Below are 24,755 nucleotides of genomic sequence, written 5' to 3'. Positions count from 1 at the left end.
CGCGTCATGTTTTCAGAAACAGCGCGATGAATCGGAGGATTGAATGAGTATGGAGTTACAGGTCACCGCGCCCGGGACCAAGGGGTTCATGACGAGCTATCTTGAGGCGTTGGCGCTGGTCGAGCGTCTTCATCGCTTGCTTCTGGACGTTATCAAGGATGAATTCGAGCGTGTCGGCGTACTTGAGATCAACGCGGTGCAGGCCCTGCTGTTGTTCAACATAGGCGACCATGAAGTAACCGCCGGAGAGTTGAAGAGCCGTGGTTACTATCAAGGCAGCAATGTCAGCTACAATCTTAAGAAACTGGTCGAGATGGGCTATATGCACCATCAACGATGCGAGATTGACCGCCGCTCGGTACGGGTACGCCTGACGCCGCGTGGGCGTGAGATTCGCGATATCGTGTCAGACCTGTTCGCCCGCCATGCAGAAGGGCTGCAAAACCGCGGCGTGATCGGGACCGATGGGATTGAAGAGATCACCGGTTCACTGCGTCGGGTCGAACGATATTGGACCGATCAGATTCGGTATATCTACTGATAGCTTTGATGGCTGAGTTTGGGAGAGCGACAGACCCTCAAGCTCACGGATCAGTTTACGTGTCATCGCATCTTCATAGGCTTCGAAGCCAAGGGCGACTTCGACGAAAGCATCGGGGCCTCGGATGACCCACGCGTGGTAATAAGCAGATAGCTCCCCAATCTCTACCTGGCGAGTGTCTCCTGGATTGGGGTCGTCGATACCGATTACAAGGGCATTGATTGTAATATCAGTGTTTTGCAGAGCGGCTTTTATATCCCGTGGGTGATGTCCGAGATTGTGTTTGCCATCACCGGACAGATCCAGCGTTCGCCGCCAGCAATCGCTTTGGCTCTCCAACATCTCAGCACCGTACAACATGGCCGACCCGACCGCCGTTCCCTGAGGCGCTGATGAGCGTGTTGTGCTTTCTAAATGTTGCTGAATTCGACGCAGATCAGCAGTCGAGCGAACATCTGTCCAACCAAGCAAGAGGCGTTGGTGGCCAGGTTCGCTCCATTCATAGATAGAGATCCGTATAAAGGTAGACGGGTTTGAAAGGATCAGGTGAACCACCTCGGGATGGCGCAACGCCGCCGCAAGGCCACTAAGTTGCAACCTGTACTCACGACTGTCGACCGAACCAGAGACATCCATTCCCAACGCCAAAGCCTGTCGACATTGCGCTGAAAGCGGGTTGGCCAGCAGGCAAAGAAGTGTCGCACACAGGCGGATCATTTCGCATTATCCGGTTGCAACGCACTAAATTCCAATCCTTTCAATTCCCGTTCCAGTTTGCGACGCATGGCACGCTCAAAATCTTCGAACCCGGCGGCGATCTCAAGAAAAGCACCGGGTCCGTGTAGTACATTTTTCTGAAAGAACGGGATCAAGTCGATTTCTCCTTCGAAATCAGCTGCATTGATCACCAGACCATTCACGGTCGTGTTGTCGAACGGAAAGTGCTTGTAGGCGATCTGTGGCCCGTAGCCATCGTTATTCTTGCCATCGCCCGAGATATCAATGGTTTGGAACAGACAATTCGGGGCGCTCGCCAGCAGGGTTGCCCCATACGCCAGCGCGTGACCCATTGCAGTTGGAAACTCGTCTTCCGATCGCTTCGATGTGCCGATCCGATGCGCGGCGGAGATCAAATTGGCCCGAGTATCAATTATCGTCCAATCCAAAAGCAATGTCTGGTTGAAACTGCCGGACCATTCATAGACGGCTAATGCAACCGGTTGAGGTGAAAGGAAGAAAGCCTCCTGCACCTCGGGCGCAATCAATGCGTTGGCCAGCCCCTGTCGTTGCAGCGCATCCTCAGTCGCGTCCACCGAGGTCGAGATATCCATGGCCAGCGCCAGCGCCAGGCGGCAGGTCTCGGCCCAAAGGGGGCTGCCCGCGACAGCCAGCCCCAATGCTCCCAGCCAGCGGATCACCAGTGGCCGGTGCTTTCCATGCTAGACCAAGGCTCTGCCGGGGCTAACGCTTCACCATTTTGCAGCAACTCGATCGAGACATTGTCGGGCGAGCGAACGAACGCCATACGCCCGTCGCGTGGCGGGCGGTTGATCACGACGCCATTGTCCTGAAGATGCTGGCAGGTCTCGTAAATGTTGTCGACGCCATAGGCGAGGTGCCCGAAATGGCGGCTGTCGCTTGGCAGTGCGTCGTCGCCATCCCAGTTGTATGTAAGTTCAATGGGCGCGTCCTCTTGTCCCGGTGGGGCGAGGAATACCAGTGTGAACCGCGCAGCCTCGCTTTCATAACGACGCGTTTCCTTCAGGCCCAATAGTTCATAAAACGCTATGGATTTCTCAAGATCCTTCACGCGGACCATGGTGTGGAGATATGTCAGCCCCATCGCGACTTTCCTTGCATTGGTTGTGATGCCAAGCACCTTAGCGCGCCTTCATCCCATGTCGAGGGGCTGGCCGGACACAATTCCGATTTAGCGCAATGCGCCGCACATATCGCGGTTCCGATGGCAAGCTTGCCGATATATAGTGGTCGGCGACTCATTGCTGGAAAGGATAATTTCATGCCTCTGTCTGCCGACCAACTGGCCGAGATCGAAGCTCAGCGCGCACAGTCGAGCCCGACCCGCCGCGTCGTTGCCGAAGGTATGGAAGATCATCTGTACACGGCGCATCAGGTTCTGGATCACGGGTTTGTCCGCGTTATCGACTATATGGGCGACGATGCTGCGATCTGTCAGGCCGCGCGTGTTTCCTACGGCAAAGGCACCAAGTCGGTGCAAAATGATGAAGGCCTGATCCGCTATCTGATGCGCCACTGGCATTCGACCCCGTTTGAAATGTGCGAGATCAAGTTGCACGTCAAACTGCCCGTATTCGTAGCCCGCCAGTGGATCCGCCACCGCACGGCGAATGTGAACGAATATTCGGCGCGGTATTCGATCCTGGATCGAGAGTTCTATATCCCGGCACCCGAACATGTCGCCGCGCAATCCGAGGTTAACAATCAGGGCCGTGGAGACACATTGCAAGGCGAAGAGGCCGCGCGTGTGTTGGAGATACTGAAAGCGGACAGTGCGCGCTGCTATGACAACTACGAGGCGATGATCGGTCAGGACGGCCAGCAAGGGCTTGCGCGTGAACTGGCGAGGATGAACCTTCCAGCCAACATTTATACGCAATGGTATTGGAAGGTGGACTTGCACAACTTGTTCCACTTCTTGCGTCTGCGTGCCGACCCGCACGCGCAGTACGAAATCCGCGTTTACGCAGATACCATGTGCAAGATTGTCGCCGACTGGGTACCGTTTGCCTACCGCGCGTTTGAGGACTACCGCCTTGGCGCAGTCAACCTCTCGGCGCAGATGGTGACCTGCTTGCGTCGGATGCTCAGCGGTGAAGATGTCACTCAGGAAAACTCAGGCATGACCGCACGGGAATGGCGTGAGTTTGAGGCTGTTATCCGAGAGGGTTGATTCAACAGAAAACTAAGCACGTCCCAAGGTGGGCGCGTTCACTAGGGTTTGCGGTTAACGGCCTGAAATTGGCCGTCAACCTTCTTTTGTCTTTCCCGCCGGGGCGGGCTGTGCCTTACAGCGGCTTCAAATCAGCAGCCATTTGGCGGCCGTCACGTCCGTCCTGCAACTCGTACGAGACTTTCTGATTGTCAGCGAGTCCGGTCAGACCGGATCGTTCTACGGCCGAGATATGAACAAACACATCTTTGCCCCCTTCGTCGGGCGCAATAAAACCATAGCCTTTGGTTGTATTAAACCATTTCACGGTGCCGGTTGGCATTTCCCGTGTCTCCTTCTACTTACAAGTTGTCCCACAAATTGGTGGGGGCCTTGGCTGGCAAAACCGCCACACGTCACTGTTCGCCCTCACGATACAGCCCGGGTCGCGTGTTTCGCCTTTTTCAACATTACACGGTGAAGTAAAAAATCAAGAATAACTGGGGCAGCCTGATGGGTTTGTCTAAATTTGCAGCGATTACAGGATCAGTTAGATGATGCAGCTATATGGGCTAAAAACTTGCGATACGTGCCGTAAGGCATTGAAACTGCTTCCAGATGCGGTTTTCGTTGATGTCCGCGCGCAAGGGGTTCCCGAAAATGTGCTGTCCGAGGCGTACGAGACTTTCGGCAAAGCCTTGCTCAATACGCGATCAACAACCTGGCGGGGATTGGATGATGACACACGCAATCGACCGGTGCTCGCGCTGTTGGCTGATCATCCGACCCTGATGAAACGCCCACTGATAGTATCCAATGGTCAGATGTATCTGGGTTGGACGCCTGAAACCCGTCAGGCCCTTGGTGTTGCCTGAAGAACTGCTTATGTGACACGGGCAACAAGCGGAGACCTGTGAATGCGAAACGCTGCCATGATTTTAGGCGTCATTGCCGGGCTGATCGGGATGATCGTCGGTTTTTTTGGCTACGGCTTTGTGGAACTGATCGACCAGTTTGGTGAGATCGAAGGCATTGCCGAGCAGGTAGAGAACCCCGAGTTGATCCAGACGGCTTCGATCGTGGCGCCTTTGTTGGCAATCGTTGGCGGGGCGATGGCCCATTCTCGAGCGCTGATTGCGGGTTTATTGCTGCTGATTTCTGCGGCTGGGATGTACTATGCCTTTGGCTTCGGCGTTTTCACCATGTTCCCGATTGCCTTTGCAGGCGTAGCAGGGTTGCTCGGGCTCGCTGCAGGAAAACCGGACGAGCCCAAGGCACATTTCTAGGTCACTTCAGGCGTAGTAACCGATCCAGAGACAGCGGACCCGCGCCGTTGATCACAATCACCAGCAGCAGGAATGTCCACATCACGCGCTGATCCATCAACGTAATTGCGTTGTCGAATAAGCTACCTAGTTTGACGCCATGTCCGGTGACATCGGTCAGTGTTTGAACCCAGACAAATCCGATCATGCCAAGCGCGGCAAGGCGCGTCAGCAGGCCGACCAGCAAAAGCACAGGCAGGACAAATTCGGCCACTGTGCCAAAGAAGATGACGACCCGCTGGAAAAAGGTCATCTGAGTCACATCATACAGCACCGCCTCTGCAGCTTTGGGAAAGATCTGGCCGAAGGCTCCGGCCGATGGCGAAAAGATCGAGCCGTCGATTTTCAGCGTGGCCGAGTTCCAGTAGTAGACGAACAACACGGCGATAAAGACCACCCGAGCCAGGGTTGGTGTCAGCCAACCGGACGCGTGATCCGCTTTTTCCATCGCATTATTGTAAGTTGAGATCAGGGCAGTCATGTGTCCAGCCTTTCGATAGTCACAGAAGTTATTGCACCGCCCTGCAAAAGCAGTGCCAGAGTGGTTCCAAGATCAAATTCGGGTGTTTCGGCCATGGTGGATTCAAATGCCTCACCGATGGATTTGCCATCCTGAATCAGCGCGATCCATGCCGCACCACCCGGTAGCAATGGGTGTGGGGCAGGGTCGTATTCGGGACGCATGATCAAAACATCCTGAGCGCCCGCCTCAGGTTTCGGCGCGCCTTCTTCGGTGTTAAATAGCCAGATCGAATGTACGGGCCAGCTTGAACGCAACACCTGCACCGACGGCGCGAGGGTCAGTTTGGCTTGCATCAAATCTTCCGGTGGCAAGCTGAGCGCTTCGGCATCTATGGGTTGTCGATCAGCGGCGTGGTAAGCCCTACGCAGCGCCAGTTCCAGACGGGCAACATCCGGCAGGTAGCCCAGATGCGACAACTGCTCCATTCCTTCCAGAAATTTAGGGAATTCCTCGCCATAAAACATCATCAGGGGTGAGGACGGCGGGTGCTGGCGCAAGAATATTCCAGCCAGCCCGTCCATATTCTGGGGTCCCAGCAGTTTTGTGATCACCGGGAAGGCCTGATGCATCGCCTCGGTCAGCGAGACGGCGACGTTGTTGCGATAGACGCTGAAGCGACGACCGGCGGGCTGCGCCTCGGCGTCCAGCAACCCATCGGGAATGGGCTTGTTGGCATCTAGCAGTGCCATGTGGAATGTCGTTTGCGACACGCTCATGCGGGCACGCGATCCAGCGCTTTTTGCGCGCGCTCGGCTTCGGCCCGTAACACCGGCCAGTCCGGTACATCGGTGTCCCATTCAATCAACAGGGGTTTGGGGCCGGATTTGTCTAGTACGTAGTCCAGCAGCGCCCAGACCGGGTCCACCACTTCGCGCCCGTGGCTGTCGATCAGCAAGGGATGCCCATGATCGTCCTCGTCCTCATCATGCCCGCCCAGGTGAATTTCACCGACTTGGTCCAGCGGGTAGGCATCAATATAGCCCTGCGGTGAGAAATCCAGATTGGTAGCTGAAACAAAGACGTTGTTCACATCCAGCAACAGCCCGCAGCCGGTGCGCCGGGCGATTTCGCGCAAGAAATCAGGTTCGGACCATGTGCTTTCCTCGAAAGCCAGATAGCTCGAGGGGTTCTCTAACAGCATTTGCCGCCCGACAATCTCTTGCACCTCATCAATATGGTCGCAAACACGGTCCAGAGTCGCATCAGTATAGGGCAGAGGAAGTAGATCGTTCAGGAAGTGGCTGTCATGGGTTGACCATGCCAAATGCTCCGAAAAGCTGGCCGGGTTCAACCAGCCGACAAGATGCTTCAGGCGGTCCAGGTGATCTGGGTCAAGTGGCGTTTCGCCGCCGATCGACAGCCCGACACCATGCACTGAAATGGGGAATTGTTCGGACAGGTGACGCAGTTGTGCCAGAGGTCTGCCACCATCGCCCATATAGTTTTCGGCATGAATCTCTAGCCACGCCACAGGCTTGGCCTGTTCAAGAATCTGCGAGAAATGCTGTGGTTTGTAACCAACGCCCGGTGCTGCAGGCAGCCGGTTCGATCTGAGCGCATTGTCCAACATTTGCAAATCCCCTGATCACGTGGAAAGGGCGGGCGATCCTGCCCGCCCTTTCTGGTTCGTTCGGAAAAGCCTTATGCAGGCAGGTCACGCTCCAGCGGCTCAAGCGAGCCTTTGCGATCTGCACCGTCTGCTGTTTTAGGCAGCTCGATGTCGGCGCAGGTGCCTGCGTCAACCAGGGTCCATGCGTTGCCCTGATAGTCGACAGTCGAAGTGCCCGCGCAAGTTGTGCCGGGGCCGGCTGCACAGTCGTTCTGACCAGCCAGAGAAACGCCATAGCACTTTTCTTTGGCCTGGGCTGTTGCGGTTGTGGCCGCGCCGGAAACGGCTGCAGCAACTGCGCTTGCGATAACCAGTGTTTTTGCAGTGTTCGACATCTTGGTAATCCTTGTTAATGACTGCGTATGTCTGCTTGTGACAACGACAAGGTAATGGTTCAGGGGCAGCAGTTGAATTCACGAGCCCGTGTCTCACAACCCCGTCAAAGGTCGTCATGCACCCTTGAACGTTAACAAATTGTTTTTGAATTGAAAAATGATATTTGTTTCAATCCGGCCCAAAATACCGGGCCGGATTTCTAGCGGTTTGCTGCCGAATGTTACAGCAGATCGGGGGGCGTTGCAGCCACGCTCAACTCATTTGTTACAGCCTCAAGCGATTGGACCTGCGTCTGTTTTTCGCCAAGGCGACGGACACTGACCGTGCGATCTTCGACTTCACGGTGACCGACGGCCAGAATGATCGGCACTTTGCCAACCGAATGTTCGCGGACTTTATAGTTGATCTTCTCGTTGCGAATATCCGCCTCGGCGCGGATGCCTGCTGCGCGAAGGGTGCTGACCACTTCGGCCACATACTCATCGGCCTCGGAGGTGATCGAGGCCACAACGACCTGGCGCGGGGCCAGCCAGAACGGCAGCTTGCCCGCGTGTTCTTCGATCAGAATGCCGATGAAACGTTCAAACGAGCCCAAGGTCGCGCGGTGCAACATAACTGGGCGGTGTTTGCCACCATCAGCGCCGATATACGTGGCGTCCAAACGCTCGGGCAGAACAAAGTCCACCTGATGCGTGCCGCATTGCCAATCCCGCCCGATCGCATCGGTCAGAACAAACTCGAGTTTCGGGCCGTAGAATGCCCCTTCACCCGGATTGAGTTCCGGCTCGATCCCAGCTGCGCGAGTTGCGCTGAGCAGGGCGGCTTCAGCCTTGTCCCAGACCTCGTCCGATCCTGAGCGTTTTTCCGGCCGATCCGAGAATTTGACCGAGAAGTTCTCAAACCCGAGGTCTTTGTAGATCCCGGACAGGAACCGAATGAACTCAGCGGTTTCGGATTCGATCTGGTCTTCGGTGCAGAAGATATGGCCATCATCCTGGGTAAAGCCACGCACGCGCATGATGCCGTGCAGCGCGCCCGAAGGTTCGTACCGGTTACACGATCCGAACTCGGCCATGCGCAGAGGAAGGTCGCGGTAGGATTTGAGACCCTGATTGAAAATCTGCACGTGGCAGGGGCAGTTCATCGGTTTCAGGGCGTTGACCGCCTTTTCCCGTGCATGTTCCTCGTCCACTTCGACGATGAACATGTTCTCTTGGTATTTGTCCCAATGACCCGAGGCTACCCACAGCTTGCGATCGACGACCTGAGGGGTGTTGACCTCAACATAGCCACCTTTGCGCTGTTGCCGACGCATGTAATCTTGCAGAAGAGTGTAGATGGTCCAGCCATTAGGGTGCCAGAAAATCTGCCCCGGGGCCTCTTCCTGCATGTGGAACAAATCCATCTCGCGACCCAGCTTGCGGTGGTCGCGCTTGGCGGCTTCTTCCAACATGTGCAGATGAGCCTTAAGCTTTTCCTTGCCGGTGAAGGCCACGCCATAGATGCGCTGTAGCATTGCGCGGTCGCTGTCGCCGCGCCAATAAGCCCCGGCGATTGACATCAGCTTGAACGCGTCGCCCGGCAGTTGACCGGTATGCTGCAAGTGCGGGCCACGGCAGAGATCCTGCCAGTGACCGTGCCAATACATGCGCAGTGGTTCATCACCCGGGATGGATTCGATCAGCTCAACTTTATAGGGCTCATTATTGGCCTTGTAGAACTCGATCGCGCGATCGCGGTCCCAGACCTCGGTGGTCACCGGGTCACGCTTGTTGATGATCTCTTTCATCTTTTTCTCGATGAGGCCGAGATCTTCGGGCGTAAACGGTTCCTCACGGTCAAAGTCATAGTACCAGCCGTTTTCGATGACGGGGCCAATGGTGACCTTGGTTGCGGGCCAAATCTCTTGCACGGCGCGGGCCATGACATGCGCCAGATCGTGTCGGATCAGCTCATTGGCTTGCGCCTCGTCCTTCATGGTGTGAATAGCGATTTGCGCGTCGGCTTCGATTGGCCATTGCAGGTCCCAATGCTGTCCGTTCACCGTGGCAGAAATGGCTTTTTTCGCCAGCGAGGTCGAGATGTCGGCGGCGACCTGTGCGGGCGTAACGCCTGCTTCATAGGATCGGGAATTGCCATCGGGAAAGGTAAGGGAGACTGACTGTGAGTCCAGGGCCATATCGGCTCTCCTCGTCGGTTTGGCGCCCACTGAACGCCCGGTTGCGGGTTATGTATGCTCGGCTCATGTGGCAGGTGGGGACACAGGTGTCAAGGGCAGGAGCGAGGGGCCAGCCCCTCGCACTCCCCGAGGTATTTTTAGTCAGATGAAGAAGGATCGGGCAATTGCAGAGAGGTGCGTGACATGCATGATGGGCGGACAAGCAAAGAGGGTAGCATGGCAGAGGCAGAATTTCTGGAAACCGCTCAGGGACGACGTCTGGCGTATCACAAGAGTGATGGGCGCGGGCCGACCATCGTTTTTCTAGGTGGCTTGAAATCAGATATGGAGGGCACCAAGGCGGTGCATCTGGAAGCGTGGGCTCGCGCGCGCGGGCAGGGGTTCCTTCGGTTTGACTATTCGGGGCACGGTGAAAGCTCGGGCGCCTTTACTGACGGGTGTATCGGGGACTGGCACGAGGATACGCTGGCTGCAGTTTCTCGGTTAACTGATGGTCCGCTGGTTGTTGTGGGATCGTCGATGGGCGGGTGGCAAGCGCTGTTGCTGGCGCGTGTCATGCCCGAACGGATCGCAGGTATGGTGACAATTGCGGCGGCCCCAGATTTTACCGAGGATGGGTATTGGGCGTCGTTTTCGGACCAGCAGAAATCTGAACTAGAGACGGTTGGACATGTGGAACTGCCATCGGACTACATGGAGCCCTACGTCATCACCAAGCGGATGATTGAGGATGGGCGGCAGCGGTTGGTTTTGCGCGCTTCGCTTGATCTGCCTTTCCCTGTGCGTCTCCTGCAGGGAACAGCAGATACGGCCGTCTCGACCGATACGGCAGTGCGCCTGCTGGATCATGCCACTGGTCCGGACATGCAACTGCTGCTGGTCAAAGATGCGGATCACAGGTTCTCGGATGAGCGATGCCTCGGGCTGATTGAGCAGGCTCTGCGAGAAGTCCTGGAAGGCACCTGATGCGTCGCCTCGGCTGGGTTTTGGGGCGGGTGCTGGTGGGTTTGACGCTGGTTGGTGTGTTGATCTACGCCTTTGGCCCGCGCGAGCCAGTGGACCTGCATCCGCGTTTCGATCCGCGCAAATTTGGCGAAGGCGTTCAGGTTTACTTTGAAAGCATCGAATCCGCCTATGATGACATCGTGCCAGGTGTTGAAAAGCGCGTGGTCTGGCAAGATGGTTTTGTTGAACAGCGGACAGCTTTTGCGGTGCTCTACATTCATGGGTTTTCCGCCACGTCCGAGGAGATCAGGCCAGTACCTGATCGCGTTGCGGACGCGTTGGGTGCCAACCTTGTCTACACAAGGCTTCAGGGGCATGGCCGCGATGGGGACGCAATGGCCGAAGGTACAGCGTCGGGCTGGATGCAGGATACCGCCGAGGCGTTGGCTGCCGCCAGGGCTGTTGGTGAGCAAGTCATTGTGATCGCAACATCAACGGGGGCGACATTGGCCGCCGCGGCTGCGATGGATACGGAACTGAGCACTGATGTGGCTGCGTTGGTTTTGGTGTCGCCGAACTTTGGCGTAAACTCGGCTGGTTCCTGGGTACCATCCTTGCCGTGGGCCCGGCATTGGCTGCCGCCTTTGATGGGACAGGACCGGGATGTCTCAAGCACTGATCCCGAGAAGAACATCTTTTGGACAACTGTTTATCCGTGGGAGGCGGTCGTGCCGATGTTTGCCCTTGTAGATGCGGTCAATGCGCTGGACTTCTCGGGCGCGCGGGTTCCGGCGCTGTTCTGGTTTTCTGATGATGATCAGGTGGTGCGTCCGGATAAAATGCATGAGGTGGCCAAGACCTGGGGTGGTCAGGCGATGGTTTCATTGGTGACAATGGGGCCCGGGGATGATCCGGCCTCACACGTGGTCGCGGGGCGTCTGATGTCACCGGGTCAGACCGACGCGGCGGTCGCGGGCATATTGGAGTGGCTGTCAGAGCAGGGGATTCAGAGGCAAAGCGGGGGCTGAATATGCGTAGACCGGGCAGTATGTGGAGCCTTGAGACGTTGGGTCGCGTGCGACTATCCCGGCATTTTTTCATGCGTGATTTTCTATATTCCGAGATCGGGAACTTTCACGCATTGCAAAATATTCCCGACAACCCTGATCTTGCGATCGAGACCGGGCGCGCGTTTTGCGAGACCCTGCTGGATCCGCTGGAAGAAACCTTTGGTCGTATCGCGGTGCGCTCGGGCTATCGCTCGCGATCTCTGAACCGGTTCGGGAACGAGAACAGGTTGAACTGTGCCCGCAATGACAACCCGTTGGAGTGCCACATTTGGGATTGGGGCGAAGGTGACGCACGTGTAGCAGGGGCGTCGGTGGTAATTCCGTGGTTTGCAGACTGTTATGCGCAGGGGCGCGATTGGCGCGATTTGGCGTGGTGGATGCATGACCATCTGGATTATTCCGAGATTTGGTTCTTTCCCAAACTATGCGCGTTCAATCTGGTCTGGCGGCCCAAGCCTGTACGGCGGATCGACAGCTATATCGCCCCGCGCGGCTGCTTGTTGCGGGCCGGGACGGAGCCAGATGACCCGCTGGGCCAAAGGCAGGAACGCTATGCGGATTTCCCACCGTTTCGGGCGATCAGCTATCCGTGAAGTTTTGCTTGCCCGCTGTTGGCAAACCTCTCATCCTGTAACAAAACAATAACAACGAGCGGAGGGCACCGAGGTGATCGAGCCGTTGGTTTTGCTACCCGGATTGATGTGCGATGCACGGTTGTTTCAGGCGCAGATCACCGCGCTGTCGCGTGAACGTGCAGTTATGGTCGCACCAATCACCGGCGGTGAACGGTTCGAAGAGATCGCGTCGGGCTTGCTGGATCAACTGCCGCACCGGTTTGCTTTGTGCGGGTTTGGTCTGGGTGGTGGCGTCGCGCTTGAGATCGTGCGGCGAGCACCTGAGAGGGTGACACGACTGGCCTTGCTGGCGACGGATGCGCAGGCCGACACACCTCATATCGCGGCGAGTCGCGAAGACCTGATCGTTGGCGCGCAGGCGGGGAGGTTGGACGAAGTGATGCGCAAGCTGATCGGCTCGGACATGTTGTCTCCCGGTCCGCAACGCATCCCGATTTTGAACGAAGTGTTGCAGATGGCCGAGGAATTGGGCTCGGATGTGTTTGTGCGTCAGATAAGAACCCTGCAACGCCGTCCGGACCAACAAGGCACGCTGCGCCGGATCAGGATGCCCACGCTGATCATTTGCGGTGCCCATGATGCGGAGAATCCGGTCCGCAAGAATACCTTCATGGCTGATCTCATTCCGGATGCAGAGTTGCGCGTGATTGATGAGGCCGGGCACTATCCGACACTGGAAGCACCCGAATCCGTGATTGCGATGCTGCAGGATTGGCTCCGGAAACCACTGCGGCTGACCTAGTCGTAGAAAACCGCGCGCTGGTTCTTGGTCAGAACAGTTGGTTGCACCACCGGCCGACCGGTTTCAGAGTCAAAGAATGGCGTTTTCTTCCAGCTCCCGGACAGACGCGATTTTAGTACGCGTTTAAGCAGACCCACAGCGGCATAGCGGATTTTCTCATGAGACTGCTTGCCGTCAGCCCTTGGCACAAATCCACGCGTAGTAATGGGACCCAAACTGCTGGGGTGGGGAATACGTTTGACGATAAAACCCGCGAACGGAAATTTTGGAGTTGTCGGCGTCGTGGCCAGCGGCGCGTTGCAGCATCTGGCATACCACCGCAACATGCCCTTAGGGCTAAGTTGCATAGCTGCCAAGTGCTCGACCCCTGCATCGATCTTGATGTCTTCCGGTGACATCTGAAACACCTCGACTGGGTCGGGCGCAGGGTCGGGCTGTTCAAAATAAAGCTGAGCCGCGCGGCAGTCATGGCAAAAACACACGACATGAGTGCCGGATACGACGCCGTGTTCAGCAATGCGCCCCGAAAGGGCACCGCAATTGCAACGGAAAGGAAGGTCTCCTGCCGCTGCGCGGCTCATGCAACTTTGTTGCTATTGGCGGCTCGTTGACGGGGTTTGCGGCTGTTTTCATTCATGAAATCAATCACTAGCGGACGGATGTTGTCGCGCCAGCTGCGGCCCGCAAAAATGCCATAGTGACCCGCGCCGGGTTCAACATGGCTGGCCTTTTTGCTGTCGGGCAGACCCGTGCATAAATCCAGCGCCGCAATGCATTGCCCGGGGGCTGAGATATCGTCATTCGTGCCTTCGACCGATTTCACAGCCACATCAGTGATCTTGCCGATATCTACCTTGTGGCCGGCTACAACGAACTCGTTGCGCGCGATCTCACGGTTTTTGAAGACACGTTCAACGGTCGAAAGATAGAACTCGGCAGTCATGTCCATCACCGCCAGATATTCGTCATAGAACCGGTTATGGGCATCGTGGTCGGATGCCTCGTCACGAATAACGCGCTGGATCTGATCCGAGAACGCCTTGCTGTGACGTTCGGCATTCATTGACATGAACGAAGCCAGTTGTAGCAAGCCCGGATACACCATCCGGCCTACGCCCTTGTATTTAAAGCCAACCCGCTGGATCATCGTTTCTTCCAACTGACCCATCGTAACACGGCGACCAAAATCCGTAACTTCGGTCGGAGTTGCGTCGGGGTCGACGGGACCGCCGATCAGCGTCAGGGTACTTGGCTGCGCCTTCGGCTCGACCTCGGCCAGATAGGCGGTTGCGGCCAGAGTCAGCGGTGCGGGCTGACAAACCGCAATAACATGCGTATCGGGGCCGAGCTCTTTCATAAAATCGACAAGGTAGAGCGTGTAATCCTCTACATCGAACTTGCCTTCGGACACGGGAATGTCGCGCGCGTTATGCCAATCGGTAATGTAGACCTCACAATTGACAAGCAGGCTTTTGACGGTCGAGCGGAGCAGGGTCGCGTAATGCCCCGACATCGGCGCAACCAGCAGCACCTTGCGCGGCTGTTCTTTGCGTCCATTAACGCGGAAATGGATCAGGTCGCCGAAAGGACGCTCGAGCACGGTTGTGATATCGACCAAATGGTCCTTGCCGTCTTCGCAGGTAAAGGTGCGGATGCCCCAATCAGGCTTGACGACCATACGCTGAAATGTGCGCTCGGTTACTTCGCCCCATGCAGCCATCCAGTTGAAGGCCGGGTTGGGTGTCATCGAGAACAGGGGGTAGGATGCCATCGCGCTTGCGGTTGCACCAAGCCATTGGTTGGTGTTACGCATGGTTTCCATCAGGTCATAGGTCATCATGTAGCGCATCGAATGTGCCTCCTGAGTATCAGCCTGAGAATTCGGACCATTCGCCGCTTTGCCCCCCGACGCCAACGACGTTATTCTGCACAGCAGCGAGACTAGGGGGGAATTGTTAAAATGACAACTACCGAAGACCAGACGCCAAAACTGACCGAAGAACATATTGAACGACTTAAAGAAAATATGGGCAAAGTAGAAGAACTGTCCAAACGCCTGGTCGAGGTCATGGCCGGAAAAACGCCGCACACCCCCGCTCTGGATGGCCCGAATCAAGAGCTTTTTGCAAAAGCAGCAACTGCGTATTGGGCTGAAGCGTTTCAAAACCCCACAAAGCTGTTGGAGCAGCAAATTGAGTATTGGGGAAAATCGGTTCTCAACTTTGCGGAAGCGCAGAAAGCGATGACCCAAAGCGACGGGGATGTACCCCCAGCCGCTGCCAAAGATAAACGGTTTGCCAATCCAATGTGGGAAACCAACCCCTACTTTCGCCTCATTCGCCAGCAGTACCAAACCAATGCCGAAGCGATCGCGCAGGCCGTTGCATCGGTTGACGATCTGGAAACCAAGGATAAGCAGCGTCTGCAGTATTTCTCGCAGCAGATCATAGATATGATGGCGCCAACGAATTTTCTGGCCACCAACCCCGATGCGCTGGAAAAGGCCATCGAGACCGAAGGGCAGTCCCTGATACAGGGGCTGGAGAACCTCGTGTCGGACCTTGAGGCCAATGACGGCGAAATGGTTGTCAGGCTGGCTGACGAAAGTGCCTTTGAGATTGGCGGGAATATCGCAACTACACCCGGCGACGTCGTCTATCGCAACCGAATGATGGAACTGATCCAGTATAAACCGGTGACCGAGACGGTGCACGAAACGCCGATCGTTCTGTTCCCGCCATGGATCAACAAGTTCTATATCTTGGACCTGAAGGCTCAGAACAGCCTGATCAAATGGGTGACCGAGCAGGGCTATACCCTGTTTGTGGTCAGCTGGGTGAATGCCGATAGTTCACACGCCGATATTGGGATGGAGGACTATATTCAGGAAGGGTTCCTGACCGCCATCGAAGAGGCGAAGAAAATCTGCAAGGTCAAGCAGGTCAACGCAGTGGGTTACTGCATCGCCGGTACGACGCTGAGCCTGACGCTTTCGCTGATGAAGCAGCGCGGCGACAAGTCGATCAAATCTGCCACTTTCTTCACCACCCTGACAGACTTTGGTGAGCAGGGGGAGTTCACGCCGTTCCTGCAAAATGACTTTGTAGATGGCATCGAAGAACAGGTCTCGAAGGATGGTATTCTAAAGGCATGGATCATCGGGCGAACGATGTCTTTCCTGCGATCCAGAGATCTCATCTATACGCCGGCGATCCGCAGCTACATGATGGGTGAAACACCGCCAGCGTTTGACCTGTTGTACTGGAACGGCGACGGGGCCAACCTGCCAGGTCGGATGGCGATCCAGTATCTGCGCGGTTTGTGTCAGAGCAACGATTTCGTCAACGAAGGGTTCGAATTGCTTGGCCATAAGCTGCATATCAAGGATGTCGATGTGCCTTTGATGGCGATCACCTGCGAGACAGACCATATTGCCGCGTGGAAGGATTGTTATCGCGGGGTGCAGCAGATGGGCGCGAAGTCGAAGACCTTTGTGGTGTCCGAGTCCGGTCACATCGCGGGCATTGTGAACCCGCCCAGTAAGAAAAAATATGGTCACTATACCAATCCTGAGCTGAAGTGTGATGCCGATACATGGCTGAAAGAGGCTGACTTCCACGAAGGTTCGTGGTGGCCGATGTGGGAAGCGTGGTTAAAGAAGCGATCAGGCAAGCAGGTTCCCGCGCGCGATACTGGCGATTCGGATCATCCACGCCTTTGCCCGGCTCCGGGTACCTATGTTTTGGTCAAGGCAAACCGCTGATATCATTTTGAAACTCAAAAATTTCTGCACTGCAGCAAGAAAAAACTTGCAATGCTGCGATGCAGCAATCATATTGCCTTCAAGCTGATGAGAACCGGGGTGGGCCCGGAACGGCTAGAAGGATTTAGGACAATGGCAAAGACCCAAGACTTTACCGCGACCCTGAAAGACATGATGGGCGCGTTCCCGGTTGACACAACCGCTCTGGAAGACGCATTCAAATCGACCGCTTCTCTGAACGAAAAGCTGTCGGGTGTTGCTCTGGACGCAGCTGAGAAATCGGCTGAAATCTCGAACAAATGGACCAAAGAAACCCTGGCCAAACTGACCGAGATGTCGAAAGCAAAAACCGAGCCTGCGGATTACGCAAAAGCTGCAACCGACTTCGCAAGCGCGTCGGCTGAAGTTGCCGCTGAAAACCTGGCTGCTTTCGCTGAAATCGCGAAAAAAGTTCAGACCGAAACCGTTGAGCTGCTGATGGCAGCTGGCAAAGACGCTGCAGAAGATGCAACCGCAGCCGTCAAAAAAGCCACCAACGAGGTAACTGCTGCAGCCAAGAAAGCAGCAACTGCCAAGTAAGGTAATTCTGCGACGCAGCACCCATTCCTCCCAAGCGGTGTGATCGCATCAGGGCGGGTCTTAGGACCTGCCCTTTCTTTTTGTTCTGCAGTCGCATAACCTCTGCTGCAACGCATCATCCTTGGGGAGGGTACAGGGTGTCGGACCAGGAAAAACCGCTGCTGATCAAGCGCTATGCAAGCCGTCGGCTGTATAACACCGAGACCAGCGATTACGTGACGCTCGAAGATATCGCGGGTTTTATCCGCGATGGTCGCGAGGTTCAGATCATCGACCTGAAAACCGGTGATGACCTGACCCGTCAGTATCTGCTTCAAATCATTGCCGAACACGAAAGCCGCGGCGAAAATGTTCTGCCGATTAATGTGCTGAACGATCTGGTGCGCAGCTACATGGTGCCGGGCGGGGGCATGATGCCGCAATTCCTGCAAAGCTCATTCGAGATGCTGCGCGAAAGCCAGTCGAAGATGATGGAGAACATGAGCGCCATGAACCCGATGTCCCAGATGCCGGGATTCGAGGCGATGCAAGCGCAGCAAAAGGCCTTTCTAAAAGCCATGACCGGTGGTCTGTCGGGGAACTGGTCGGGGCCGGATGATGAACAAGAAACATCGCCCGAACCCAAAGAGGATTTGGACGACATCAAAAAGCAACTTGCCGAGCTGCAGCAAAAACTATCGAAGCTGAGCTAGCCTGACCGATGCGCTGGCTGTCTGTTCTGGGCGCGTTGATCTGGGCCCAGACTGCACAGGCCCAAGGCCAGTTTACATCCGTGTGGGAACCTATCTGCACAATGGGTCGGGATACGGCTGCGGGCTGCGACGAGATTCGCGCGCGCGAAATTCTGGATGCAACGACCCCGCCCTGGCGCGCCATTGGCCGGGTCAATTTTGCCAGCCGCAGTCAGCGGTCCCATTGTACAGGCGTGCTGGTGTCTGAGCGGCTGGTTTTGACCGCGGCACATTGCTTGTACAACAGCGCGCGCAACCGCTGGATTCCTCCGGCCAGTATCCGGTTTGCCGCAGGGTATCAGCGCGGCGAGGCTGCCGCCGTGTCCAATGTATTGGCCTATCGGCTGGATTCGGAACAGGGGCGCGACGGTGTATTCAACAATCGCGCCGATCTGGATTGGGCCGTGTTGGAGTTGGCCGAGCCAATTGGAGAGCAGGTTGGTTTTTTCGATATTTCCCGGACTGTCCCGCAGATGGGCACGTTCGCGGGCTATCCCGGATTGCGGCCCCACGTGCTCAGTCGCACCGAGAGCTGTAATGCCGCACAGGCCGGCCAGGGGCTGATGCGCGCGATCTGCCCTGTCATGATGGGGGATTCCGGTGCACCGTTTCTGACGCAAACAGAAACCGGGCTTGCCGTTGCCGGGATTTTGTCGCGCGTCGCGCCAACCCCTGACGGGATCGACGCATTGTTACTTTCAGTTCATGACCTTGATCTGCAATAGTACTGACGATCAGGTCCCGTAGACTGGCACCGGGCCAACAACCTCGCCAACAGAAGCCAGCAGGATGTCCGAGATTACGTCCAGTTCATCGCGCGTCAAACGCACGGGCAGACGTACATCGCAGGCCTTCATCAGCATCGCACGGGTCTGTGGCAGGTCGAACTGTTCGGGTAGGAACTGCCAGTTCCAGAAGGCACGAGCGTTATCCTTGCTCAGTCCAAAGACCTGCACCTTGACACCGCGTGCCTCGGCTGCGGCGGCAAAGGCGCGGATTTCATCGTCGCTGAGGTCAACCAGATTGAATTGGATCGAATCCGGTGCGCGCTGCTCGGGTGTCAGAGGGGCAGGGACATCGATGTAGGGCGATGTGTTCAGACGATCAGCCACATAGTCATGGTTTGCCAGCCCGTCGCGGACACGGCGTGCCAATTCGGGGATTTGCGGACGAATGACTGCAGCGCTGAGGTTGCTCATACGCAGGTTATACAGTGGCAACTGGTTCTGCCATTTGGCAAAGGCCTGTTCCAGCTCGGGTGAGCCAGAGTGCTTTTTCCAGTTGTGCTCGTATGCGCCCGACATGATGACAGCGCGCGCTACAAGATCCGCATCGTCGCTGACCAGAATGCCACCTTCGCCTGCGTTGATCATTTTATAGGACTGGAACGAGAAGCAGCCGACCTTACCGATGGTGCCAATATTGCGCCCATGCCAGGTTGTGCCCAATGAGTGGGCGGCGTCTTCGATCACCGGGATATCGCGCGCTTCACACAGCTCCATAATCGCGTCCATGTCCGAGGTATGGCCGCGCATATGGCTGATGATCACTGCCTGCACGCTGTCCAGCTTGGCCGTGAAATCGGCCATATCGACGCGATAATTGTCCCCGACCTCGCACAGAACCGGAATGCAATCCGCGTGAACAATCGATGACGGCACGGCGGCAAAGGTAAATCCGGGGATCAGAACCCGCGCATCGCGGGGCAGCCCAAGCGCCTTGAGCGACAAAAACAGCGCGGCAGAACAGGAAGAGACCGCCAGCGCGTATTTTGTGCCGAGCAGTTCGGCAAACTCTGTTTCCAGAAGAGCAACGGGCGCATCCTGAGGTGCGGTATAGCGAAACAGATCGCCTGACTTCATCAGGGCGTCGATTGCGTCTCGGGCGGCTGCGGGGATGGGTTCGGCTTCATGAACGTTGGGTACAAGCGTCATATTTGGATTTCCCGAATTTTATCTTTGGGAAATATAAATTCGATGTGCAGGCAAGCCAAGTCCCAATTCGCATCGTCAGCGAGATTTCACCAATTCGTCGTAAAGAATGTGTTCAGATACCCAGCCTGTCACGCAGCGCATACCAAGTCATGGCCAGTATCAGCAACGGCGTCCGCAAAGCAGGACCACCCGGGAAGGGCACTGCAGGAACGCGGGCCATGGTATCGAACCCCTCAGCCTGCCCCTGGATCGCCAACGCCATGAGTTGCCCCGCATGGGTCGCGGTGCCGACGCCGTGGCCAGAATAACCCGAGGCGGACAGGATATTTGGCGCAACCCGGGTCAAATAGGGCATGCGCCGCATGGTGATGCCCAGCGTTCCGCCCCATGCGTAGTCGATTTTGACGTCACGCAGATGCGGAAAAATCTCGGTCATCGGCTTGCGGACTTTTGCGGCGATGTCCTCGGGGAAACGATAACCATAACTTTCGCCACCCCCAAACAGCAGCCTGCCATCGGCGCTTAGCCGGAAATAGTTTATCACGAACTTGGTGTCAGCAACGGCGATATCTTTGGCCAAAACTTTTTGCACTTCAGCGCCCAAAGGTTCGGTTGCCGCGATGAAATTGTTGATTGGCATCACGCGCGATGCAACTTGCCGGTTCAGATCTCCGAGGTATCCGTTGCAGGCCAGAATAACGTGATCGGCAGTGATCTTGCCCTTTTCCGTGCGTACAGTGACACGAGCGCCCTGATCGATGCCAAGAACCTCGGTCTCTTCATGCAGTCGTAACCCGGCTCTGACAGCGGCGCGCGCAAGGCCGAGGGCGTAGTTCAACGGGTGTAGGTGCGCGGCACCATTGTCCAGATACCCACCTGCATAGGCTGGTGAGGGGCAAAGCCCGCGCGCGGCATCGGCATCTAAAGTTTCGATTTGGTCGTATTTGTATTTACCCGTCAGATGCGCCGCGTGATCATGTAGCTCTGCGCGCTCCGAGTTGTTAAAGCCCAGAACCGCAATGCCGGGCTTCAGGTCGCAATCGATCTGATGTTTTGAGATAAGAGATTTGACCAGATCCTTGGCTTCTTCGGCCAGATCCCAAAGCTTTAACGCATCTTCATCGCCGACAAGCCGTTCAAGATCCTCTTGATCCAAACGCTGCGCGCTGCCCAGTTGGCCTCCGTTGCGACCCGAAGCCCCAAAGCCCGCGCGATGAGCTTCCAGCAGGACGACATCGAACCCAGCCTCAGCCAGGTGCAATGCTGCCGAAAGGCCCGTGTATCCGCCTCCGACAATGCAGACGTCTGCGGTATGGTCGCCTTCAAGCGCCGGGTGGCGGTCAAAGGCGTGCGCCGTCGCGGCATACCAGCTTGGCGGGTACTCCGCCTTGCGGTCATTAGAGTACAGCAGGTTCATCGCGTCTTTGCCCTAGACGTTCATCAGCAGATGCTCGCGTTCCCACGGGGAAATGACCTGCAGGAACTCTTCGTACTCAGCACGTTTGACGATGCCGTAGACACGGGCGAACTCGGGACCCAGAACTTCGTGCAGGGCAGTGGCTTCATCAAACAGATCCAGAGCTTCACCCATGATCTGAGGAATGTCGCCGTCGCCTTCATAGGCGTCGCCATAGAATTGGCGGCGTGGGCGCTCTTGCTGAGTCAGGCCCAAATAGCCGCAGGCCAACGACAATGCGATGCCCAGATAGGGGTTGCAGTCCATGCCTGCGATGCGGTTTTCGACCCGGCGCGCCTCGGGGCCGGACAGAGGTACGCGAATGCCAGTTGTGCGATTGTCGCGTGCCCACTCCAGATTAATCGGGGCCGCATGGTCTTTGACATAGCGGCGATAAGAATTCACATACGGCGCCATCACCGCCAGCCCTGCAGGCAGGTGGTTCTGCAAGCCGGCGATGAAGTGATAAAACGCATCCGTCTCGCCACCTTGTGGGCCGGAGAAGATGTTCTGTCCTGTTTCTTTTTCGATGATCGAGTGATGGATGTGCATGGCCGACCCCGGCTCATCTTCGATCGGTTTTGCCATGAACGTAGCAAAGCAGTTGTGACGCAACGCGGCTTCGCGGATCAGACGTTTGAAGTAAAATACCTCGTCCGCCAGCTTCACCGGATCGCCATGACGCAGGTTGATCTCTAGTTGTCCGGCACCGCCTTCTTGCGTGATCCCGTCGATCTCAAACCCCTGAAACTCGGCAAAGTCGTAGATGTCGTCGATCACCGGCCCGAATTCATCGACCGCTGTCATCGAGTAAGCCTGCCGCGCCGCCGCAGGTCGGCCCGAGCGACCCATCATCGGCTTGATCCCTTGCGCGGGATCTACATTCGGCGCGACAAGAAAAAATTCCATCTCGGGGGCGACAACCGGCTTCCAACCTTTGTCGTGATACATCTTCACAACGCGTTTGAGCACATTGCGGGGGCTGAAAGGGATCGGTTCGCCATCTCGGTCGAACGCGTCGTGAATCACCTGCAAGGTCCAGTCGCCCGTCCAAGGAGCGGCCGACGCAGTTGAGAAGTCGGGTTTCAGGATCATGTCCCGCTCAATGAAACCGTCCTCACCTGCAGCTTCGCCCCAATCCCCTGTGATGGTCTGGTAGAAAATGCTGTCGGGTAGGTGAAAATAGGATTGCTTGGCAAACTTTGACGCCGGGACCGCCTTGCCGCGGGCGATGCCGGGCAGGTCAGAGATGATGCATTCAACCTCATCCAGCCGTTTGCCTTCAAAGTAGGTGCGCGCCGCCTCAGGCAGCTGATCTGTCCAGTCGGCCATCAGGCCCTCACTTTCTTTAGGAACTCTGCCATGTGGTGTCCGATTTTGGCATTATCATCCGGGGCATCTTTTCGGTTCGCTGCCGCCTGCATCAACGCATCGGGAACCACGCCTTTGCCTCGGGTCTCCATCAAGCCCTGTATGAAGTCATTTCCATATTCAGGATGGGCCTGCACGGTCCAGATCGTATCGCCATAGGTGACCATGGCGTATTGGCAAAAGTCATTCGTACCGGTGACCACCGCACCTGCGGGCAGTTTGGTCACTTGATCCTGATGCCAAGCATTCAAGGTGACGGTCTGATCGCCAAAGCTGTATTCCGTGCGTCCTACAGCCCAGCCACCATCAAACTTTTCCACTTTTCCACCAAGCGCTTGTGCGATGATTTGATGGCCAAAGCAAACACCAATCAAGGGGTTTCCTGTCTTCTGAATATCCCGGATCAGCTGTTCAAGCGGGGGAATCCAAGCGTGATCTTCGTATGCGCCATGACGAGATCCGGTGATGATCCACCCGTCGGCCTGATGCGCGTCTTCCGGAAACTCACCATCGACCACTGCGTATGTTTGGAATTCAAAGCCGTTCCCACCCAGTAATGCGCGAAACATGCCATCATATTCCCCGAATTGTTCATGCAATTCATCGGGTGGGTGGCCGGTTACAAGGATGCCGATTTTCATAGTTCACCAAATTTGATCAAATTTATTCTAACGGAGCGAAGCGAGCTGGGCAAGAGGTTCAAACGCTCTCAAGATAGCTGAGCCAGTGCTCGTCAGGGGGGTGGGACGCGAAGCGTGCAATTTCCTGCCGTTTGGTCATTACCAGGTTGCGGATCAAATCGTCCGGGAAAATGCGCGCAACTACCGGGTCAGTTTCGAAAGCAGAGATGGCCGACGGCCAGTCGGCTGCCAGCTGCGGCAGATCGGTCAACTCATAGGCATTGCCCGAAATCGGGCTGGGCGGTCGCAGGCCATCCTCGATCCCAACCATTGCCGCGCCCAGAACTGCGGCCAGCATGAGATAGGGGTTGATGTCACCGCCAGCAACGCGATGTTCGATCCGTCGGGCGGCAGGGGCACCACCCGGAATGCGCAGGGCCGCCGTGCGGTTTTCATAGGCCCAGCTTGCTCCGGTGGGTGCATGGGCACCAGGCACCAGGCGCGTGTAAGAATTGCCATGGGGAGCGAAGATCAGCGTAGAGCCGGGCATCGCGGTCAGACATCCGGCAACCGCCGAGCGCAGTTCATCGGTTCCCTCGGCCCCTCCGTCATCGAAGACATTGCGTCCATCGACATCGACGATCGAGAAATGCACATGCATTCCGTTACCCGCATCCTCGGCATAGGGCTTGGACATGAAGGTCGCTGTGAAGCCATGCTTGCGGGCCACGCCACGCGCCAAGGTCTTGAAAAGCCACGTATCATCGGCGCAGCGCATGGCGTCCTGATGGTTCAGATTGATCTCGAACTGACCGATCCCGCTTTCAGATATTGCAGTCTGAGCGGGAATACCCATAGCGGCGCAACCATCATAGAGATCGGTGAAGAACGCATCAAACGCGTCCATTTCGGCCATCGACAGAACGGCTTCGTCCCGCAGCCTGCGGCGCGTGACCGGGTTGATCGGAGGCTGCGGTTGGTCGCCTGAGGCGTCAAGCAGAGTGAACTCGAGTTCGGTGGCGGCGATGACCGACCAGCCCCGTTCGGAAAATCGATCTAGAACCGCAGAAAGCGCGTGTCTCGGATCGCCCGCAAAAGGCATGCCGTCATCGTGGTACAGGCACATGGGCACCAGCGCGGTGGGTGTATCCAGCCAGGGCATGGGAATCGGACCACGCCCGGTGGGGCGCAACACACCATCTGCATCACCGCTTTCGAAGACAAGCGGGCTGCCTTCGATATCAGCGCCCCAGAGATCGACATTGAGCGCAGAGAACGGCATGCGCACGGCGCCTTTGTCCAACTTGGCACCGTATGAGGGCGGCACGCGTTTGCCACGCATCTGACCGTTGAGGTCACAGGCGGCGACGCGGAATGTATGCAGGGCGCTCAGGTCCATAGGGGGCTCCGTGGTCTAGTCACGAGAGGTTTAAATCAGGATTAGCGTCTTGTCACGAAATTTGATCAAATTACGAATAGGCGTCG

General features: G+C 56.5%; 28 protein-coding genes. 12 read left to right on the top strand and 16 right to left on the bottom strand.

The features are described from left to right. The first annotated feature begins 43 nt into the window (after positions 1-43). Positions 44-541 (top strand): MarR family winged helix-turn-helix transcriptional regulator, encoded by a 498-nt coding sequence (locus AC2TEM_RS04320; RefSeq protein ID WP_170393651.1) that lies wholly within the window; start codon positions 44-46, stop codon positions 539-541. On the opposite strand, the gene AC2TEM_RS04315 is transcribed toward AC2TEM_RS04320, so the two are convergent. Genes AC2TEM_RS04315 through AC2TEM_RS04305 form a run of 3 tightly spaced genes read right to left on the bottom strand, consistent with a single transcriptional unit; the run spans position 488 to position 2,384 of the window. Next, positions 488-1,258, bottom strand: a complete 771-nt coding sequence (locus AC2TEM_RS04315) for a DUF1194 domain-containing protein (RefSeq protein WP_170420992.1) — start codon at positions 1,256-1,258, stop codon at positions 488-490. The two genes, AC2TEM_RS04320 and AC2TEM_RS04315, sit on opposite strands and share 54 nt — an antisense overlap. After that, positions 1,255-1,959, bottom strand: coding sequence for a DUF1194 domain-containing protein (locus tag AC2TEM_RS04310; protein ID WP_170420994.1), 705 nt, complete (start codon positions 1,957-1,959; stop codon positions 1,255-1,257). Before AC2TEM_RS04310 ends, AC2TEM_RS04315 begins: the two co-directional genes overlap by 4 nt. Then, positions 1,956-2,384, bottom strand: coding sequence for a VOC family protein (locus AC2TEM_RS04305; protein WP_170393645.1), 429 nt, complete (start codon positions 2,382-2,384; stop codon positions 1,956-1,958). Before AC2TEM_RS04305 ends, AC2TEM_RS04310 begins: the two co-directional genes overlap by 4 nt. A 177-nt stretch (positions 2,385-2,561) precedes the next feature. Here AC2TEM_RS04305 and thyX point away from each other — a divergent pair, with 177 nt between their 5' ends. Continuing rightward, positions 2,562-3,473, top strand: coding sequence for an FAD-dependent thymidylate synthase (gene thyX / locus AC2TEM_RS04300; RefSeq protein ID WP_170393643.1), 912 nt, complete (start codon positions 2,562-2,564; stop codon positions 3,471-3,473). 115 nt (positions 3,474-3,588) lie between these two features. Here the strand turns inward: thyX and AC2TEM_RS04295 are convergent, their stop codons facing one another. Then, positions 3,589-3,795: a cold-shock protein gene (locus AC2TEM_RS04295; RefSeq protein ID WP_008758035.1), complete on the bottom strand. Its 207-nt coding sequence runs from the start codon at positions 3,793-3,795 to the stop codon at positions 3,589-3,591. 214 nt (positions 3,796-4,009) lie between these two features. On the opposite strand from AC2TEM_RS04295, the gene AC2TEM_RS04290 reads away from it, so the two are divergent. Continuing rightward, positions 4,010-4,327, top strand: a complete 318-nt coding sequence (locus AC2TEM_RS04290) for an arsenate reductase family protein (RefSeq protein ID WP_170422413.1) — start codon at positions 4,010-4,012, stop codon at positions 4,325-4,327. 42 nt (positions 4,328-4,369) lie between these two features. Beyond that, a complete protein-coding gene (locus AC2TEM_RS04285) occupies positions 4,370-4,738 on the top strand; it encodes a hypothetical protein (protein ID WP_170420996.1) in 369 nt (122 codons plus the stop codon). A 1-nt stretch (position 4,739) separates the two neighbouring features. On the opposite strand, the gene AC2TEM_RS04280 is transcribed toward AC2TEM_RS04285, so the two are convergent. From AC2TEM_RS04280 to thrS, 5 genes are all read right to left on the bottom strand, one after another. Beyond that, positions 4,740-5,258, bottom strand: a complete 519-nt coding sequence (locus tag AC2TEM_RS04280; RefSeq protein ID WP_170404850.1) for a DoxX family membrane protein — start codon at positions 5,256-5,258, stop codon at positions 4,740-4,742. Continuing rightward, positions 5,255-6,016, bottom strand: coding sequence for an HvfC/BufC family peptide modification chaperone (locus AC2TEM_RS04275; RefSeq protein ID WP_170420999.1), 762 nt, complete (start codon positions 6,014-6,016; stop codon positions 5,255-5,257). Before AC2TEM_RS04275 ends, AC2TEM_RS04280 begins: the two co-directional genes overlap by 4 nt. Next, positions 6,013-6,870, bottom strand: coding sequence for an MNIO family bufferin maturase (gene bufB, locus AC2TEM_RS04270; RefSeq protein WP_170421001.1), 858 nt, complete (start codon positions 6,868-6,870; stop codon positions 6,013-6,015). The genes AC2TEM_RS04275 and bufB overlap by 4 nt, the downstream gene beginning before the upstream one ends. Positions 6,871-6,941: 71 nt before the next feature. Beyond that, entirely contained in the window at positions 6,942-7,244 is a 303-nt protein-coding gene (locus tag AC2TEM_RS04265; RefSeq protein ID WP_010439128.1) for a BufA1 family periplasmic bufferin-type metallophore, read from the bottom strand. A 221-nt stretch (positions 7,245-7,465) separates the two neighbouring features. Next, complete coding sequence (gene thrS / locus AC2TEM_RS04260) at positions 7,466-9,424, bottom strand: threonine--tRNA ligase (protein WP_170421002.1); 1,959 nt, start codon at positions 9,422-9,424, stop codon at positions 7,466-7,468. Between the two features lie 216 nt (positions 9,425-9,640). Here thrS and AC2TEM_RS04255 point away from each other — a divergent pair, with 216 nt between their 5' ends. The 4 genes from AC2TEM_RS04255 (at position 9,641) to AC2TEM_RS04240 (ending at position 12,816) form a co-directional block, all read left to right on the top strand. Further along, positions 9,641-10,390, top strand: coding sequence for an alpha/beta fold hydrolase (locus tag AC2TEM_RS04255; protein ID WP_170393631.1), 750 nt, complete (start codon positions 9,641-9,643; stop codon positions 10,388-10,390). Beyond that, on the top strand, positions 10,390-11,397 hold the full coding sequence (locus tag AC2TEM_RS04250) for an alpha/beta fold hydrolase (protein ID WP_170421004.1): 1,008 nt from the start codon (positions 10,390-10,392) through the stop codon (positions 11,395-11,397). The genes AC2TEM_RS04255 and AC2TEM_RS04250 overlap by 1 nt, the downstream gene beginning before the upstream one ends. 20 nt (positions 11,398-11,417) lie before the next feature. Next, positions 11,418-12,032, top strand: a complete 615-nt coding sequence (locus AC2TEM_RS04245; protein ID WP_170422415.1) for a hypothetical protein — start codon at positions 11,418-11,420, stop codon at positions 12,030-12,032. Positions 12,033-12,105: 73 nt separating this feature from the next. Further along, on the top strand, positions 12,106-12,816 hold the full coding sequence (locus AC2TEM_RS04240; RefSeq protein WP_170421006.1) for an alpha/beta fold hydrolase: 711 nt from the start codon (positions 12,106-12,108) through the stop codon (positions 12,814-12,816). On the opposite strand, the gene AC2TEM_RS04235 is transcribed toward AC2TEM_RS04240, so the two are convergent. After that, on the bottom strand, positions 12,813-13,397 hold the full coding sequence (locus AC2TEM_RS04235) for a DUF6151 family protein (RefSeq protein WP_170421008.1): 585 nt from the start codon (positions 13,395-13,397) through the stop codon (positions 12,813-12,815). The genes AC2TEM_RS04240 and AC2TEM_RS04235 overlap by 4 nt on opposite strands. Next, the gene (gene phaZ, locus AC2TEM_RS04230) at positions 13,394-14,665 is read right to left on the bottom strand and encodes a polyhydroxyalkanoate depolymerase (protein ID WP_170404873.1); all 1,272 of its coding nucleotides are present in this window, start codon (positions 14,663-14,665) and stop codon (positions 13,394-13,396) included. Before phaZ ends, AC2TEM_RS04235 begins: the two co-directional genes overlap by 4 nt. Positions 14,666-14,776: 111 nt before the next feature. Between phaZ and AC2TEM_RS04225 the strand changes: the two genes are divergently transcribed. The 4 genes from AC2TEM_RS04225 (at position 14,777) to AC2TEM_RS04210 (ending at position 18,614) form a co-directional block, all read left to right on the top strand. After that, positions 14,777-16,579, top strand: coding sequence for a class I poly(R)-hydroxyalkanoic acid synthase (locus AC2TEM_RS04225; protein ID WP_170421010.1), 1,803 nt, complete (start codon positions 14,777-14,779; stop codon positions 16,577-16,579). A 132-nt stretch (positions 16,580-16,711) separates the two neighbouring features. Continuing rightward, complete coding sequence (locus AC2TEM_RS04220) at positions 16,712-17,158, top strand: phasin family protein (protein ID WP_029621740.1); 447 nt, start codon at positions 16,712-16,714, stop codon at positions 17,156-17,158. A 137-nt stretch (positions 17,159-17,295) separates the two neighbouring features. Continuing rightward, a complete protein-coding gene (gene phaR / locus AC2TEM_RS04215; protein WP_170421012.1) occupies positions 17,296-17,850 on the top strand; it encodes a polyhydroxyalkanoate synthesis repressor PhaR in 555 nt (184 codons plus the stop codon). An 8-nt stretch (positions 17,851-17,858) separates the two neighbouring features. Next, positions 17,859-18,614: a trypsin-like serine protease gene (locus AC2TEM_RS04210; RefSeq protein WP_170421014.1), complete on the top strand. Its 756-nt coding sequence runs from the start codon at positions 17,859-17,861 to the stop codon at positions 18,612-18,614. Positions 18,615-18,623: 9 nt separating this feature from the next. Here the strand turns inward: AC2TEM_RS04210 and AC2TEM_RS04205 are convergent, their stop codons facing one another. From AC2TEM_RS04205 to AC2TEM_RS04185, 5 genes are all read right to left on the bottom strand, one after another. Further along, on the bottom strand, positions 18,624-19,823 hold the full coding sequence (locus AC2TEM_RS04205) for an aminotransferase class I/II-fold pyridoxal phosphate-dependent enzyme (protein WP_170421016.1): 1,200 nt from the start codon (positions 19,821-19,823) through the stop codon (positions 18,624-18,626). 112 nt (positions 19,824-19,935) lie between these two features. Next, positions 19,936-21,240 (bottom strand): NAD(P)/FAD-dependent oxidoreductase, encoded by a 1,305-nt coding sequence (locus AC2TEM_RS04200; RefSeq protein ID WP_170421018.1) that lies wholly within the window; start codon positions 21,238-21,240, stop codon positions 19,936-19,938. 12 nt (positions 21,241-21,252) lie between these two features. Next, positions 21,253-22,611, bottom strand: coding sequence for a glutamine synthetase family protein (locus tag AC2TEM_RS04195; protein WP_170393610.1), 1,359 nt, complete (start codon positions 22,609-22,611; stop codon positions 21,253-21,255). Next, positions 22,611-23,291: a type 1 glutamine amidotransferase gene (locus tag AC2TEM_RS04190; protein ID WP_170421020.1), complete on the bottom strand. Its 681-nt coding sequence runs from the start codon at positions 23,289-23,291 to the stop codon at positions 22,611-22,613. The genes AC2TEM_RS04195 and AC2TEM_RS04190 overlap by 1 nt, the downstream gene beginning before the upstream one ends. A gap of 58 nt (positions 23,292-23,349) precedes the next feature. Continuing rightward, a complete protein-coding gene (locus AC2TEM_RS04185) occupies positions 23,350-24,669 on the bottom strand; it encodes a glutamine synthetase family protein (protein WP_170421022.1) in 1,320 nt (439 codons plus the stop codon). Positions 24,670-24,755: the final 86 nt, after the last annotated feature.

The sequence above is a fragment of the Ruegeria sp. HKCCD3925 genome (genome assembly GCF_057221175.1).
This window is presented reverse-complemented; position numbering and strand designations above follow the sequence as displayed.